This is a genomic window from Nonomuraea sp. NPDC052129, from assembly GCF_040680095.1.
Lineage (GTDB): Bacteria > Actinomycetota > Actinomycetes > Streptosporangiales > Streptosporangiaceae > Nonomuraea.
In genome coordinates this window covers 125,269-139,826 of sequence record NZ_JBFAVX010000003.1, presented here as the reverse complement: position 1 = coordinate 139,826, position 14,558 = coordinate 125,269, and the positions used below count along the sequence as shown (strand labels likewise).

General features: G+C 68.0%; 19 protein-coding genes, 1 tRNA gene and 2 pseudogenes. 11 read left to right on the top strand and 11 right to left on the bottom strand.

The features are described 5' to 3' along the window. Nucleotides 1-6 precede the first annotated feature (6 nt). Nucleotides 7-456 (top strand): TIGR03668 family PPOX class F420-dependent oxidoreductase, encoded by a 450-nt coding sequence (locus AB0L53_RS08490; protein WP_363992139.1) that lies wholly within the window; start codon nt 7-9, stop codon nt 454-456. Nucleotides 457-589: 133 nt separating this feature from the next. On the opposite strand, the gene AB0L53_RS08485 is transcribed toward AB0L53_RS08490, so the two are convergent. Then, nucleotides 590-832, bottom strand: a complete 243-nt coding sequence (locus AB0L53_RS08485; protein WP_363992137.1) for a hypothetical protein — start codon at nt 830-832, stop codon at nt 590-592. Nucleotides 833-864: 32 nt separating this feature from the next. Here AB0L53_RS08485 and AB0L53_RS08480 point away from each other — a divergent pair. From AB0L53_RS08480 to AB0L53_RS08470, 3 genes and pseudogenes are all read left to right on the top strand, one after another. Continuing rightward, nucleotides 865-978: pseudogene (locus AB0L53_RS08480) on the top strand (GntR family transcriptional regulator); the annotation flags it as partial. A gap of 9 nt (nt 979-987) precedes the next feature. Next, nucleotides 988-1,548, top strand: coding sequence for a UTRA domain-containing protein (locus AB0L53_RS08475; RefSeq protein ID WP_363992135.1), 561 nt, complete (start codon nt 988-990; stop codon nt 1,546-1,548). Beyond that, nucleotides 1,545-2,597: a hypothetical protein gene (locus tag AB0L53_RS08470; RefSeq protein WP_363992133.1), complete on the top strand. Its 1,053-nt coding sequence runs from the start codon at nt 1,545-1,547 to the stop codon at nt 2,595-2,597. Before AB0L53_RS08475 ends, AB0L53_RS08470 begins: the two co-directional genes overlap by 4 nt. 133 nt (nt 2,598-2,730) lie before the next feature. On the opposite strand, the gene AB0L53_RS08465 is transcribed toward AB0L53_RS08470, so the two are convergent. The 4 genes from AB0L53_RS08465 to AB0L53_RS08450 form a co-directional block, all read right to left on the bottom strand. Next, nucleotides 2,731-3,828, bottom strand: coding sequence for a CU044_5270 family protein (locus AB0L53_RS08465; protein ID WP_363992131.1), 1,098 nt, complete (start codon nt 3,826-3,828; stop codon nt 2,731-2,733). Next, nucleotides 3,825-4,322, bottom strand: a complete 498-nt coding sequence (locus AB0L53_RS08460) for a SigE family RNA polymerase sigma factor (protein ID WP_363992129.1) — start codon at nt 4,320-4,322, stop codon at nt 3,825-3,827. Before AB0L53_RS08460 ends, AB0L53_RS08465 begins: the two co-directional genes overlap by 4 nt. Before the next feature lie 118 nt (nt 4,323-4,440). Continuing rightward, nucleotides 4,441-5,412 (bottom strand): hypothetical protein, encoded by a 972-nt coding sequence (locus tag AB0L53_RS08455; RefSeq protein WP_363992127.1) that lies wholly within the window; start codon nt 5,410-5,412, stop codon nt 4,441-4,443. A 185-nt stretch (nt 5,413-5,597) separates the two neighbouring features. Beyond that, nucleotides 5,598-6,023, bottom strand: a complete 426-nt coding sequence (locus tag AB0L53_RS08450; RefSeq protein WP_363992125.1) for a hypothetical protein — start codon at nt 6,021-6,023, stop codon at nt 5,598-5,600. Between the two features lie 448 nt (nt 6,024-6,471). On the opposite strand from AB0L53_RS08450, the gene AB0L53_RS08445 reads away from it, so the two are divergent. Then, on the top strand, nt 6,472-7,170 hold the full coding sequence (locus tag AB0L53_RS08445) for an SDR family oxidoreductase (RefSeq protein ID WP_363992123.1): 699 nt from the start codon (nt 6,472-6,474) through the stop codon (nt 7,168-7,170). A 21-nt stretch (nt 7,171-7,191) separates the two neighbouring features. Here the strand turns inward: AB0L53_RS08445 and AB0L53_RS08440 are convergent, their stop codons facing one another. Beyond that, the gene (locus tag AB0L53_RS08440; RefSeq protein ID WP_363992121.1) at nt 7,192-7,509 is read right to left on the bottom strand and encodes a hypothetical protein; all 318 of its coding nucleotides are present in this window, start codon (nt 7,507-7,509) and stop codon (nt 7,192-7,194) included. Nucleotides 7,510-7,571: 62 nt separating this feature from the next. Then, nucleotides 7,572-8,246, bottom strand: a pseudogene (locus tag AB0L53_RS08435) (transposase). Nucleotides 8,247-8,590: 344 nt separating this feature from the next. Here AB0L53_RS08435 and AB0L53_RS08430 point away from each other — a divergent pair. Beyond that, nucleotides 8,591-9,481, top strand: a complete 891-nt coding sequence (locus AB0L53_RS08430; protein WP_363992119.1) for a GNAT family N-acetyltransferase — start codon at nt 8,591-8,593, stop codon at nt 9,479-9,481. Between the two features lie 141 nt (nt 9,482-9,622). Here AB0L53_RS08430 and AB0L53_RS08425 read toward each other — a convergent pair. The 4 genes from AB0L53_RS08425 to AB0L53_RS08410 all read right to left on the bottom strand — a co-directional run bounded on the left by AB0L53_RS08425 (nt 9,623) and on the right by AB0L53_RS08410 (nt 11,177). Next, nucleotides 9,623-9,712: transfer RNA gene (locus AB0L53_RS08425), tRNA-Ser, on the bottom strand. A gap of 10 nt (nt 9,713-9,722) precedes the next feature. Continuing rightward, nucleotides 9,723-10,178: a tRNA adenosine(34) deaminase TadA gene (gene tadA, locus AB0L53_RS08420; protein ID WP_363992118.1), complete on the bottom strand. Its 456-nt coding sequence runs from the start codon at nt 10,176-10,178 to the stop codon at nt 9,723-9,725. Further along, nucleotides 10,175-10,651, bottom strand: coding sequence for a tRNA adenosine deaminase-associated protein (locus AB0L53_RS08415; protein WP_363992116.1), 477 nt, complete (start codon nt 10,649-10,651; stop codon nt 10,175-10,177). The genes tadA and AB0L53_RS08415 overlap by 4 nt, the downstream gene beginning before the upstream one ends. 16 nt (nt 10,652-10,667) lie before the next feature. Next, the gene (locus AB0L53_RS08410; RefSeq protein WP_357655246.1) at nt 10,668-11,177 is read right to left on the bottom strand and encodes a tRNA adenosine deaminase-associated protein; all 510 of its coding nucleotides are present in this window, start codon (nt 11,175-11,177) and stop codon (nt 10,668-10,670) included. 140 nt (nt 11,178-11,317) lie between these two features. Between AB0L53_RS08410 and upp the strand changes: the two genes are divergently transcribed. The 5 genes from upp to AB0L53_RS08385 all read left to right on the top strand — a co-directional run bounded on the left by upp (nt 11,318) and on the right by AB0L53_RS08385 (nt 14,532). Further along, nucleotides 11,318-11,956: a uracil phosphoribosyltransferase gene (gene upp, locus AB0L53_RS08405; RefSeq protein ID WP_357938075.1), complete on the top strand. Its 639-nt coding sequence runs from the start codon at nt 11,318-11,320 to the stop codon at nt 11,954-11,956. 128 nt (nt 11,957-12,084) lie between these two features. Beyond that, nucleotides 12,085-12,309: a hypothetical protein gene (locus AB0L53_RS08400; protein ID WP_357655252.1), complete on the top strand. Its 225-nt coding sequence runs from the start codon at nt 12,085-12,087 to the stop codon at nt 12,307-12,309. A gap of 97 nt (nt 12,310-12,406) precedes the next feature. Beyond that, nucleotides 12,407-12,565: a hypothetical protein gene (locus AB0L53_RS08395; RefSeq protein ID WP_225300975.1), complete on the top strand. Its 159-nt coding sequence runs from the start codon at nt 12,407-12,409 to the stop codon at nt 12,563-12,565. Next, nucleotides 12,562-13,092 (top strand): PH domain-containing protein, encoded by a 531-nt coding sequence (locus AB0L53_RS08390; RefSeq protein WP_225300974.1) that lies wholly within the window; start codon nt 12,562-12,564, stop codon nt 13,090-13,092. The genes AB0L53_RS08395 and AB0L53_RS08390 overlap by 4 nt, the downstream gene beginning before the upstream one ends. 96 nt (nt 13,093-13,188) lie before the next feature. Further along, on the top strand, nt 13,189-14,532 hold the full coding sequence (locus AB0L53_RS08385; protein WP_363992113.1) for a helix-turn-helix transcriptional regulator: 1,344 nt from the start codon (nt 13,189-13,191) through the stop codon (nt 14,530-14,532). Nucleotides 14,533-14,558 lie beyond the last annotated feature (26 nt).

Here is a 14,558-nt window from a genome sequence, read left to right as displayed (position 1 = left end):
GGTGCGATGGACGAGGCCATGGCGCGAGCCAAGTTCCTGGCAGCACGCAGCGCCAGGCTGGCCACCGTGGACGAGCAAGGTGCGCCGCACCTGGTGCCCATCGTCTTCGCCGTGGCGGGCGACATGATCGCCTTTGCCGTGGACGACAAACCGAAGCGGACGACAGACCTCCACAGGCTTCGGAACATCGCGAGCGACAACCGGGTTTGCGTCCTGGTCGACCACTACGCCGACGACTGGCGGCGCCTGTGGTGGGCCCGAGCCGACGGCACGGCAGCGCTCGTCGACGACGACACCACACGCGGCCAGTGGCTCGACCGGCTGGCCGCACGCTACGACCAATACGTGGCGCGACGCCCCGCCGGCCCGGTGGTCGCGATCACCGTCGAGCGGTGGAGCGGCTGGGCCTACGACGAGTTGCCGCATGGGCGAAGGGACGACCCAGCAGAGCTGTAACGGCACCCCAGCCATCCCTAGCAGCACCGCCGAAAACGCCTTCAACTCGTCCGGCACCATGTTCTTGGCGTGGGCGACTACGCGGAGAACATGGTGGATCAGACATCGAGCGGCTCCCTGAACATGACGGGATCTAGCGGCCGGGATCCGGCCTGTGTTTCGGGACGCGTAGTTTGTGCGCCTGCACGAGGCGCTCCCACACCTGGCGCGCTTTGGCGTACCGGCCTCGGCCCGTCTCCTCATAGCCGCTGCCGTTGTACCGCAGGATCAGGAACTCACCGCCCTGGCAGGCCCACTCATATTCGCCACAGCACGAGGTCTCGGTGACCCGCAGGCGTTCACTCTCGGCACGCTGGTACGGCTCCCAGTCGATCACGGCGACGCCTCCGTGGCGACGCGGCGGCAGGCACCCGGCCGTCGGAGAACGAGCTCGCCGATCAGTACGGCACAACACGGCCTACTGTCCGGCGAGCGCTCGCCGTTCTGAAAGCAGAAGGTCTGATCGTCACCAGACAGGGGCAGGGAGCGTTCGTGCATTCCAAGCCCCGTGTCAGATTGCTGATCAGCGGGTCGAACTACCAACGACACCGCAGTGCGGGCCTGCCGGGTTTCAACGCTCAGGTGAGCGAACAGGGCATGGTGCCCGAACAGGTTCTTCGCGAAGTTGTGACGATCGACTCCTCTGCGGAGGTGGCCACACGCCTGGAGATCGCCGAGGGCTCGCCTGTTGTCGTGCGCCGCCGTACGTTTCTCGCCGATGGGCAACCCGTCGCGCTGTGCGACAGCTACTATCCCGCCGCGCTGGTCGCCGACACGGCAATCGCGGTACCTCAGAGGATCAAGGGTGGCGTCTACGCGGTGATCGAGGATCCGCATGGGCCGATCCATCGCGAGGTGAGCCACTCGATCGAGGACCTGGTGAGCAGGATGCCCACGCGCCAGGAGGCTGAGGCCCTGGGCCTCTTGCCTGGCGTCCCCGTCGTACGGATCATCCGCACCATCTACGACACCCAGAGCCGACCGCTTGAAGTTCAGGAATCCGTTGTAGCCGCCGACACCCACGAGTTCCGATACGAGGTACAGATGCGATGACCACATCGTCCAGCAGTCGACTTCGCCTCGGCGCCTGTCTGTCGCTGTCAGGCAAGTACGCCCGGTTCGGCAAGCAGGCTGGGCTGGCCCTGGAAATCTGGCAATCCACGACCCAGGGAGTAGACCTCACCATCGTGGACGACGGCAGCGATCCCGACCAGTTGGAAGCCCAACTCCCTCACCTGGCGGAGAGTTGCGACATCTTGCTGGGCCCGTATTCCACGCTGCTGATGCGCCGAGCGGGAGCGCTCGCCGAGACCATGGACCGCCTGATCTGGAACCACGGCGGATCCGGTGACGATGTGGAAACAGCCCACCCTGGGCATGTCGTCTCGGTGCTCACTCCCACGAGCCGATACGCAGAGCCCTTTGTCCGCCACCTCACCACCCGGGAGGACCCGCACCCGCTCTGGATCCTCCAGGGCAAGGGCAGCTTCGGCCGGCAGGTGGCCGACGGAGCCGAGCGCACAGCGCATTCCCTGAACATCCGCACCGCCCGCCTCAAGCCGACCGAAATCCACGATTTTCCGGCGCCGGAGGCGTGGAGCTTGTTCTGCGCTGGCTCGTTCGAGGAAGACGTGGAAACGGTCACCCTGGTCAGATCACTGCCGACGCCTCCACAGACCGTCTGCGCCGTGGCGGCGGGCGTACGCGAGTTCGGCCAGGCCGTCGACAACCCTCTGGGCGTCTACGGGGTCGGGCAGTGGTTTCCCGGCGGAGGCGGTCATGTCGCGTTGTCCATGAGCGAGGACGACTTCCTGAGGGCCTACCGGAAACGCTCCGGGTCACTCCCCGACTATCCAGCGGCCCAGGCCGCGGCCGCTGCCGCGATCGCGACACACTGCGCCCGGCAGGCGGCCGGCACCACACGTGAGGCGCTGTGGGACACCGCCATAGCGCTGGAGACAACCACCATGTTCGGCGCCTTCAAGGTGGATCCCCGCACGGGCGCCCAGATCGGGCACCAGACGGCACTCACCAGATGGGGCGCCGAAGGCCCCGCCATTGTGACGTCAAAGCCACGCCACCCCAAGGCCCCGCCATCGTGACGTCAAGGCCCCGCCACCCCAAGGTCCCGCCGTAGCGGGGGCGCCGATGGCCCCCTCATCGTGACGTCAAGCTCCCGCCACCCCAAGGTCCCGCCGTAGCAACGTCCTCGCTCGGCCTGGCCTCAGCCGAAAGTCAGCTCTGCGGGCGCTCACCCAGGGCCTCGGCCCAGCCCATGTCCTCGTAGGTGATCTGCAATGTCGGCGCCGACTGCCCTTGCGAGCGGAACTCGTAGGAGAGCAACTCCGCCGTCTCGTCGTCCACGATCAGCCGAGACTCGCCCGCACCGTCCCCATCCCCCCCTGTGGTCAGCGCCAGGGCGACGCCGGTGCGCCCCTGCGAATCGGCGACTTCTCCCAGCGACTTGATCGCGGGCTGTTCGGCAAGCAGCCGGTAGAGGGCGGAGCGAGTCCCAGGACTGATCGGACCAGCCAGCAGGTCCTGCGCCGCGTACCAGACATAGTCGGTGAACTCCGGCTTGGCGGGCCACCAGTCGCTTGCGGACTCCTCGTCGAACAGCCGCCGCAACTGGCTCTCCAGCCTGTCCTTGCTGGTCGGCAGCTTGAGCAGTTGCCGGACTGTGAAGTTGTGGTTGCCGATCTGAAAGTGGAGTTCCATGTCGTAGTCGTTGGTCGACGGCTTCTCTTCGGCCAGGGCGGGCGAGCCCAGTCGCTTCCACTTCGCCTCGTCCTCCGGGGAAGCGAAGGCGACCTTCGGGTCCTGACCCGTCACGGTACGGCTGGGCGCGCCTTTTTCGCTCGCGTACCAGCTGTCCTGGGTACCCGTCAGGGTCGCCGAGAAGGGGATCTTCTGCCGTTGCGGCTTTTTGACTTTCTTCATGTACTGATGCACCGGCTGGGAGGTGCGTTGACGCGTGTACCAGTAGGGGCCCGACGTGGCCGGCTCGCGGGCGGCGGTCTCGGCCGCGGCCAGCAGGACGGACCGGGCGTCCAGAGATTGCGTACGGGGAGAATGCGAGGAACGTGAACCGTCTCCGGAGAGCGGCGCACTGGCAATCGATGGCGGGCCGGCCGGGACGAGTCCACCGCTGCCCCAAACCACCACGACGGCTGCCGAGGCAAGGGCCGTTCCGGCGATGGCGCCCACCACGGCACGCGTCCGCCTGGCCCGGCGTCCCCGGCGTACCAGAGCCGACACCGGCGCGGGCGGGACCGGTTCACGCTGGGCGAGAGTACGCAAGGCCTGTGCGAACTCTTCATGATCGTCGTTCATCGCGACGCCTCCTGGTTGTCCCGCAGAGCAGCGCGCAGCCGCGCCATCGCTCTGGAGTGCTGACTCTTGACTGTGCCGACCGTGCAGCCGAGTGCCGCCGCGACCGCTTTCTCCGTCAGGTCCTCGTAGTGCCGGAGCACGACGATGGCGCGCTGCCTGCGCGGCAGGGAGAGCAGCGCGCGGCGTAAATCCTCGTGCGGCTCGTACGGCCCGGACCGAGGATCGGCGTGATCAGGCGGGTCGGCAGTGGGCAGTTCCCGTTGACGTCGCCGCCACCAGCTGACGTTCCCATTGACCAGCATGCGGCGCAGATAGGCATGCGGATCGGTGAGACCTACGCGCCGCCACCGCACGTACAGCCGCACCAGGCAGTCCTGGAGCAGCTCCTCGCCCCGGTGGCGATCGCCGGTGAGCAGGATGGCGACCGCCATGTGCCGGTTCCAGGCCGCCTCGGCGAAGGCGGCGTAGGCGGCGTCTTCCGTTGGATCACTCACATGGCCTCAACGCGGAGGTGCCTAAAAAAGGTTGGCAGAGGACCAGAATTGTTTCCGCGCCCTCGCACCGAGAACGTGTCGATCTGGCCGAGTGGGCCAGGCAGAGCGTCGGGGACAGTCAACCCCTTCGAGAGGGCGTTCCCACGTCCAGGGACCGGGCTCCCTCTCCGGCGATCAAGATGGCATGCAGCCTTTCGTACGTCGGAGCCAATCGACGCAGGCCGGCCGCGAGCGCCATGTCGTCGCCCGACACGAGCGGACCCTGCAAGCCGCCGACAATACGGGCCTGCTCCGCGGCGACGGCAGCGCCTGCGTCAAGGCCGAGGAGCGACAGGCCGGCCGCCAGGTCGTTGAGGCGGCGGGCGCCCACCCGCACCGCGAACGCCTTCCACAACATCCTGATCTCGGAGTCCAGTCCTTCCTCCACGAGTTCGGCCGTGCGCTTGGCCGCCTGGGCCTGCCCCAGCGTTCCGGGAGGGACCTCCACATCTGTCCGGCCGGCCAGCCAGGCCACCCCGGCGGGCAGGGAGCGCTGCAACGCCTCCTCCGAGCCGATCCGCGTGCGCCGGGTGAACCCGTGCCGCATCCGGAACGGCCGCCGCAGATAGGGGATCAACTCTCCGCGCCAAGCCTCGGCGAAGATGCCGACCGGAAGCGTGGCGTACGGGTAGCCCTGCGGGTCGTGCACGAGTACGGTGTCGTCGCTCACCTCCAGCACCACCAGGTAGTGGTCGGCGCCGACCGCCTTGCCCGAGCCGGGTTGGTACGACAGCAGACCGAGCTCGAGCGGCCCGGCCAGCACCGGGCCGTCCTGACAGGCCCGGCGCAGCCGGTCGAGCGCTGCCGCGGCCGTCCCGTCGTCCGCGCGCTCGCACTCCCAGCCGAGCAGGCCGATCGCGGCGTCGAGCCCGATCTCGGGGTCCCAGCCGAACGGGTCGAACAGCGGTAACCGCCCGCCAATGAGCTGCATCCCGTAAGGGGAGCCCGTCAGGACCTCGATCACGGCCGGGGGCGGCGCCTGGCCGCCGACGATCATCGCGAGGGAGTTGGCGTAGCAATACGGCCCGGAGCCCACATAGGTAACAGACATAGCCCGCACCGTGCCGTCTGACACGGTGTCAGGGTCAAGCCCGTCCGCGGCTGCCCCATGACGGAGTTCGGCTGGTCGTCGATGGTGTTGATCAAGCCGGCGAGAGCGTTGATGAGCGCGGACCATTCATCGTCGGGACCGTCATGTCCCAGCCTTTGGCTGTGCTGACCGCCGGGTTCGGCGACCTAATCCTCTGGAGACGCGGGATGCGGCCGGGCGATCGCGGCGAACACCACCGAGCACACCAGGAATCCGGCGCACACCGCCGCGAACCCGGCCCAGAAGGAGCTGAGCGTGGTCGCCACGTCGATACCCAGCAGCACCGCGGTGACCCCGCCCGCCGCCAGGCCCCAGAACAGGGCGGGCGCGTACCGAGGCGGCTTGTGGGCCACTGCGCCGGTCAGCGGCAGCAGCAGCGGGAACAACGCCACCGTCCACCCCGCCTGGGGCTCGCCGAACAGGGCGAGCCTGACCGCGGACATCACGGCCGACACAGCGATCGCCACGAGCGCCCACACGACCAGCTTGACGGGGTGGTAGCGGAGGTTGTGCTCTCCCGAGGCGTGCGCGTCCAGACCGAAGGTCCAGTAGGAGAAAAGCTCACCGATCATGGAGCCGATGTCCGGCCTATCATCCTTGGGGCTCTCCTCGGAATGCATACGCCTTCCTGCCTTTCGGTCAGGCTCGACGGTAACAGCCGCTGACCGCCGGGCGGCACGATCGTCCGGGTCATAGACCAAAGACGTATTCGGAGCTCGCGCCGGCCAAGCTGGGCTATGTACTAGGGCGTGTTTTGGAACTCCGGGCCGTGCTTGGGAATCCCGGTCATCCGCGCTGGGCGCACCGGCCGAAGGGCCGGAGCCAACCCAGGATCAGGCCTTCCGCCCGGCACGCCCACCGCGGCGTCTGAACTCCCCAGCCACGACCCGCCGAGGTGAGCCGTCTCAGCACTCTGGGATCATCACGGTGACGTCGAATGGGTCGGATGTCATGCGTCGGTCGGCGTTGATCAACAACTGGATTCCCTGCCGACGCCGCCGTCGATGAGGAGGCCGTCTTATGGAACCCGTCACTGTGGTCACCGGCGGTTCGAGCGGGATCGGCGCGGCCACCGCCCGGGCGCTGCTCAAACAGGGGCACCGCGTGGCGGTCACCGGCCGCGACGCCGAGCGGCTGGCCGCGTTCGCCGCCTCGGCCGGGGCCGGGGAGCAGCTGCTGACGATCGCCGGTGACGCCGGCGACGCCAGTGATGTCGCCGCCACCGTGCGTCAGGTCGTGGACACCTGGGGACGGCTCGACACCGTCATCGCCAACGCCGGTTTCTCCCTGCCTGGCACGCTGGAGGACCACGACCCCGAGGCCATGCGTTCCATGGTCCTGACCAACGTCCTCGGCCCGGCTCTGCTGGTGCGCGAGACACTGCCGTACTTGCGGGAGTCCAAGGGCCGGATCGTGGTCGTCGGTTCGGTCGCGGGCATCAGGAACACGCCCGGCAACATGTACTCGGTCACCAAGTGGGCCGTGCACGCGCTGGTCGAGAACGTCCGGCTGCTGGTGGCCAAGGACCACGTCGGCGTCACGCTCGTCGCCCCGGGCGTCGTGGACAGCCCGTTCTGGGACGAGCGCGGCGGAACCCCGCAGGCGGCACCGGCGCTGACCGTCGAGCAGATCGCCAACGCGATCCTGTTCGCCGTCAACCAGCCCGAGGGCGTCGACATCAGCCAACTTGTGGTGCGGCCCACCGGCCAGCTCGGCTGAGACCCCAGAGCGTGTCTTAGCTTAGACGTCGGCTGACGGCTTGGCACCGTTGCGAGCAGCCATCCAGATGGTGACGTCTTTGGCGATACGGCTGATGTCGCTTTGAGTGGTCAGTTCGTGTTCGCGATGACGGACATCGCGTAGCTCGACTTCGTAGCCGCCCTCGTCCAGCAGGGATACCGAGGCGAACCAGGCTGGGTCGTCGGCGTCGGGCTGGATGACGACGAACGTGTTGTCGATGTGGTTCAGCTCGCCGAACATCATGAACAGCGCGTCTTCAGACGGGTCGTCGATGCCGTCGCCGTTCTCGGCGTCCGCACGGTAGTACGAAGCGGGCATCGACTTCCCCCCAAGACTCTGGCGATCCGGTCGCGACCAGCATCGCAGGTCGCGACCGGGGTTTACAGCCAGTCGGCCAGGGCGGCGATGGTCACGGTGGCAGCGAAGCGGACGGCGAGCTTGTCGTAACGCGTGGCCACGGCCCGGTGCCGCTTGAGGCGATTGATCCCGCACTCCACGGCGTGCCTCAGCTTGTAGTCCTCCCGGTCGAACACCGGCGGCCGACCGCCGGCACTGCCGCGGCGTTTCCGTCCGGCGATCTGATCGCGGCGTTCCGGGATCGTGGCCCGGATACCCCGACGCCGCAGGTAGACCCGGTTGGCCCTCAAGCAGTAGGCCTTGTCGGCCCGCACCCGATCTGGGCTGCGCCGTCGCGGCGGGCACCGGCGGCGTGCTGGTGGGCCCGGCTGATCGTGGAGTCCACCGACACGTCCCAGATGATTCGCCCGGCGGCGTCGGCCCTGGTCTGGAGCTTCGTGAGCAGCATCGCCCACACGCCCTCGCGCTGCCAGCGGCGGAACAGCCCGTACACCGTCTGCCAGGGGCCGTACTCCTCGGGCAGGTCACGCCAGGGCACCCCGGTCCGGACCCGATACCGCACCCCCGTCGATCAGCCTGCGCTGGAACAACGTCGGCCTGCCTGTCGCCGCGACCGGCAACAACGGATCCAGCACCGCCCACTGCGCATCACTCAAGTCCCCTCGCGCCGCACCGAGATCATCCCGGTGCGGCGCGATCAACGCGGCAGGGTTCTAAGACACGCCTTAGCCGCCGGCGGAGGCTCACTGGCGCGTTCGAGGGTGACGTACTCCGAAGTGATCGCCAGGGCGCCCAGTCACGGTGTCCGCACCGATGGACGCGCTCTTCACGCAATGGGTCTTCGACGGGGAGACGCAGCCCTTCCTCGGCAGCACCGACTTCCCCGGCGAGCGGGCCGCCGGCCAAGGTCGTCGAGCGCGAGTTCACGGTGACGGAGTCGACGGGAAAGCCCGTCACGGCGTACATGGAGAGCAGGGTGCCCAACGCCATGTCCTCCGACAAGATGACATACTCCGTCACCTGCACCTGAGAGGAGCCGACAGTGGCCCTTGAATGGACCGCGCTGTCCCCCGCCGACATACCAGCGATCGCCGATCTCGCGCGGCGGTGCGTGGCGCATGACGGCGGGCTCCAGGCGACCGCGTCCCCGTCCTTCCTGGAGCGCAGGTACGCCGCGGGGACGGCGGTGGGCGCGTTCGCCGACGGCCGTCTGGTGGCCTGCGGGGCCGTGCGCCCTGTGGGCGACGCGTCGGCGGCGACCGGCCTGGTCGACCCGGGGCATCGGGGGCAAGGGCTGGGGTCGGGCCTGCTGGACCGGCTGATCGGGGAGGCACGGCCGGTCCGGCTCATCGGGGAGGCGGGGCGGGTCCGGCTGATCGGGGAAGCACGGCCGGTCCGGTTGGAGACCGAGTCGGTGACCCCGGAGGCCCACGCGCTGTTTCTCTCGCGCGGGCTCCGGCAGACGTTCGCCGAGGACGTCTACCGCCGTGACCTGAGCCGACCGCTGCCGCCGGAGCCGGAGCCGGAGCTTGAGGTCCAGGAATGGTCGCGGGACACCGAAGGGGCCTTCTACGAGGCCTACTCCGCGTCCTTCGCCGACCGTCCCGGCTTTCCCGGCTGGTCGCGGGAGGAGTGGGTGGACTGGCTGGTCGACGACGAGTTCCTGCCCGAGTGCTCGCTGGTGGCACGCGGAGCGGGCGGGGCCGCCGGCTTCGTGGCGTGCGCGAAAGGGTTCCTGATCCAGGTCGGCGCCGTGCCCGCGTGGCGGCGGCGCGGGCTCGCGCGGGCGCTGGCGGTCGCCGCGCTCGGCCGCATGCGCACACGCGGCGCGACGGAGGTCTTCCTGGACGTCAACGTCAACAACCCAGCCTCGGCCGCCCTCTTCCGCGGCCTCGGATTCGAAGTGATCGCCCGCCGGGCCCGCTACGAATGACGCTCCCGCGTCAGCGAGCCGCGAGGCGAATCTTCGGCACCGGTCTCGGGGTAGCCGTCTCGTCCTGGTCCACACAGCCCTTGGCGTCCTTGTACAGCAAAAGGCCCCTGACCCGGTCAGACAGGTCAGAGGCCCAATAGGTGGCGGTGGTGGTGGGATTTGAACCCACGGATGAGTTGCCCCATCACACGCTTTCGAGGCGTGCGCCCTCGGCCACTAGGCGACACCACCGTCGACGAGCTTACCGGATCCGCCGAGTGCCGAAGAACTCCTTTAGTACCGCAGCGCACTCCTCACCCAGCACACCCATGACGACCTCGGGGCGGTGGTTGAGCCTGCGGTCGCGGACCACGTCCCACAGTGACCCCACGGCCCCGGCCTTCTCGTCGACGGCCCCGTACACGATGCGGTCGACCCTGGCCAGCACCGCGGCCCCCGCGCACATCGTGCACGGCTCCAGGGTCACCACGAGTGTGCAGCCGCTCAGCCGCCACCCGCCGAGCGACCGGGCGGCCTGCTGGAGCGCCAGCACCTCCGCGTGGGCGGTCGGATCGGCGGAAGACTCGCGGGAGTTGCCGGCGGACGCGAGCACCTCGCCCTCCGGACCGAGCACGACCGCGCCGACGGGGACCTCGCCCCGGGCGCCGGCCGCGGCGGCCTCGGACAGGGCCAGGCGCATCGCGTCGGCGTGGTTCACCGCAACCGGTCGAGCTCGTCGGCGCAGGACAGCCGCTCGGCGATCACCGAGAGGATGTCGGCCGGCAGCACGCCTTCTTCCATGCTCAGCTCCAGCAGCTCTTCCGAGCTCACGCCCAGGTCGCTGAGCAGGTCGAAGTCGCCGGACGGCTTGACGCCCAGCCCGTTGCCGTCCTTGTCGGGTGCCACCCCGGCGAACTCCGCGAACAACTCGCCGAGTGTGTCCGACATGATGGCGTGCGCGTCGGAGAGGAACACCCGCGGCTCGTCGTCACCGCGGTAGCGGACGATGGCGAACCACTCGTCCTCCACCTCGACGCAGAGCAGGGCGAGCTCGTCGCCGGACAGGCCGAGGGCCTCGGTCACCGCGTCGCCGAAGTCGTCGACGATCTCGGCGTCACCGAGATCGACCTCGGCGCCGCTCCAGCCGCCGGAGATCTTGACGAAGGCCGCAGAGAAGGTGTTGGACGCCATGTCCGTGCTCCAGGGGTCAGCCGAAGACCGATTCGATGGCCCGCTCGAACGGCTCGGAGAAGCCGAGTCGCGCGGCGATGCTGGAGAGTACGTCTTCCGGGAGGAGTTCGATGTCGCCGGAGAGTATGCCCAGCTCCATCTCGTCGAGTCCCAGGTCCGCGAAGATGGACAGATCGCCTGCCGGAAGCACTGTGTCCTCGTCCTGGAGGATCTCGTCGAGCTCCTCCTCGTCGGGGATCGGCACGTCGAGGTAGTCGAGGACCTGCTCGGCCAGCGGGAAGTCCCAGGAGGCGGCGATGTCGGACAGGAACACATCGACGCGATCACCCAGGACGCGCAATGCCACGAAGAACTCGTCGCCCACGGCGACCAGGCCGATCGTGCCACTCTCGCTCGGCTGCTGGCGCAGCGCCTTGATCAGCCCATGCAGATCGGACGTCAGCGCGACCGGCAGCAGGCCGGCGTCCCAGCACTCGTCCTCGCGATAGACCACGATGGCGAAGTCGAGCGCATCTTCTTCTGTCATCGTCCACCCCACGACGTGGTCACTACGGGATCCAATCGTTCCAGACCCGGCCACCCCCCGTGGGCTCCTCCGACCAAATTGTGATCAAAACCCATGACGCGACGTGCCGGTTCGTTGCACACAAGATAGCGTTGTCCCTTATGGAAACCCTCGTCGTCGACCATCCTCTCGTAGCGCACAAGCTCACCACGCTGCGCGATGTCCGGACGGACTCGCCGACGTTCCGCCGGCTCGCGGACGAGCTGGTGACGCTGCTGGCGTACGAGGCGACGCGCGATGTGCGGGTCGTGGACGTGAGCGTGCAGACGCCGGTCGCCGAGGCCCATGGAGTGCGGCTGGCCAAGCCCTATCCGCTGGTCGTACCGATCCTGCGGGCGGGTCTCGGCATGCTCGACGGCATGACCAGGCTGCTGCCCACGGCCGAGGTCGGTTTCCTGGGCATGATCCGCAACGAGTCGACGCTGCAGGCCGAGACCTACGCCACCCGGCTGCCCGATGACCTGTCCGGGCGCCAGTGCTACGTGGTCGACCCCATGCTGGCCACCGGCGGCACGCTGGCCGCGGCCGTGCGGTTCCTGTTCGACCGCGGGGCGGTGGACGTCACGGCGATCTGCTTGCTCGCGGCGCCCGAAGGGCTGGCGTACATGGACAAGGTGTTCGCCAACTCCGGCAAGCCGATCCGCGTCGTGACCGCCGCCCTCGACGAGCGGCTGAACGAGAACGGTTACATCGTTCCAGGCCTGGGTGACGCCGGAGATCGTTTGTACGGGGTGGTCTGACTCGTCACGCTGAGCACTCACTTCGTTACATACTGTTGTCTCGTGGGTATGAGGTGAGGGGAAGGCAACTTCCGCACGCGCGTGGGGGGAGCAGCGATGAGCGTTTTTCCGGCTACCGAGGTGTTGTCGTGAGCGACCACACCGAGGCGGAGCCAAGTCCGTACGCGGACGTGGAGACGGCACTCCGCGAGGAGTTCGCCGGCATCCACTCCGCGATCACCGTAACGCGCTGCGTCGAAGCGGCGCACTACGGCGCGCTGGAGGTCACGGGCTACGCCCATCCGAGTCTCGTCGAGCGGATCGCGCGCAAGCACCTTCACGTCCTGGCTCTCGTGGCCAGCGAACGCGGCTAAGCAAGATCAAAACTATCCCGTCAAGTTACCTTTACCCCGGCATTGGGGTGGGTAATGTAGAGAGCGGGTGGAGTAGGTAAGTGGTACGGAGGCGACAGTGCAGGTCAAAAAGGTCCTCACATACGGTGGTATGGCTTTTGTGGCGTACTACCTGTTCGCGCGACCAACCGATGCCGCTGACGCGGTCAGAGGAGTGTTCGACAACGTGATCAACGCGGCCGACTCACTGGCCCAATTTGTGAACAACCTCGCATGAGACTTGTGACCCACGGGGACTCTGCTCCGGCGTCGGTCAACCGCTACCTTCTCCCCCACGAACAACAGGTCATCATGGTACGGCGTCACCCAGCCGTGCTGCTTCGCCCGGTCGCCGAAGTCTTCGGCGGCCTCATCATCGCCGGGTTGCTCAGCAAGATTTTCGGCGGCGAGGGGAGCAGCACGGCCCTCGTCGTCGTCTGGTGGCTCTGGCTTCTGCTCTTGATCCGCTTTGTTTGGAAAGTCGCGGAGTGGTCGGTCGACTACTTTGTGGTTACCTCAAAGCGGATGTTGCTCACCACTGGCCTCATCACGCGCAAAGTCGCGATGATGCCGTTGGGCAAGGTCACCGACATGAGCTTCCAAAGATCTCTCCTTGGGCGCATGCTCGGTTACGGTGAGTTCATCCTTGAATCCGCTGGTCAGGATCAGGCACTGTCAACAGTCGAGTACATTCCGTATCCGGAGACTCTGTACCTCGAAGTGTGCCAGATGCTTTTCCCCAGCAAGGACGACAGCGACGATTAATCCTGCCGTGGGGAATTCTTCACGTGGGGATACCCGATTGCGCCACTTCATGCAATCATTGCGGAGTGTTGACCCTTCCCCGCCTTGAGAGATGAGATGCCGAGTCAGGGAACCATCGGTGACCGCGTCCGAGGACTGCGGCTAAACAGGCGGATGTCACAGGCCCAACTGGCCGGACCCGACCTGTCTGACAGTTATGTCTCGCTCATCGAGTCGGGCAAGCGGACTCCGACTCCGGTTGTAGCAAGACTCCTGGCCGAGCGCCTGGGGTGCACCACCGAGTTCCTCCTGCATGGGATCGAGCCTCGGCAGCGCATCGATACCGAGCTCGGTCTGCGCCACGCTGAGCTGGAGCTACAGCATGGCGACCCCGTCCTCGCGGCCGACCGCTTCACGGAGATCGTGAAGGCGGCCGACGAGGAAAACGCACTGCTGACCGCGCACGCCCGCCTCGGCAGGGCTCGCGCCCTCGAAGCGCAAGGACGGCTCGGCCAGGCGGTCGAGGCGTTCGAGCGGCTGCGCAGGGAGGCGGCGGCCCATCCTGAGCGGCTGGCCGATCTGCCGCTCACCGTCGCGCTGAGCCGCTGCTACCAGCGGGCGGGCGACCGCCTGCGGGCTCGCGACCTGGCCGCGCACGCGCTGGAGCAGGCGGAGCGGCTGGCCGTCACGCAAGGCGAGATCGCCATCGACCTGGCCGCCGCGCTGGTAGAGGTGCGCAGCGGACGCGAGGGCGACTCTCCCGAGCTCGGATTCGTCCGGCGGGTGCTCGACGCCAGCGGCGTGCCTGAGATTGTGGACCGTTCCGCTGAGATTCACGCCCTCTGGCAGGCCAGTGTGGCCGCGGCCGGTGGCGAGGACTCCGCGCTGGCCGTACGCCTGGCCGACGACGCGATCATGGCAGGCCGGCCCGCCAGGCTCACGCTGCAGCTGGCCCGCGTGGCCATGCACTGGGCCAGGCTCGACTCCGCGCCGATCGCCGAAGCCGACCGGTGGGCCGAAGCGGCGACTCGCGTGTTCGCGAGCACCGCGGGCAGCTCGCAGGAGCACGGCGAGAGCCTCATCGCGCACGCCAGGGTCAAGCTGCGGGCGCGAGACGCCGTGCGAGCGGGCGAGCTGGCCACCTCGGCGCTCGACCTGGTGCACGACGCTCCGGGCACGGCACCGGCCGAGGCCCACCTCGTGCTCGCCACCGTCGCGCTCGCCCTGGACGCCGACGCGTCGAGATCTCTCGGCGAGGCTCGGCAGCTGCTCGAGACGCTCAACCGTCCGGTGTTCGGCTCCGACAGGCAGGCCGCACGCTGCTGGCGGGAGCTGGGCGACCTCTACGGCAGCTCCGGGGACAAGGCCCAGCAGACCAGCGCCTATCGCAGGGCGTTGGAGGCAGCCGGAGTCCATTCCGCACTGGCAGGGGTGAAGATCGACGTTTCAGTGAACCGCTAGCCCTCCGGGAGCTCCAGATTTGGTTT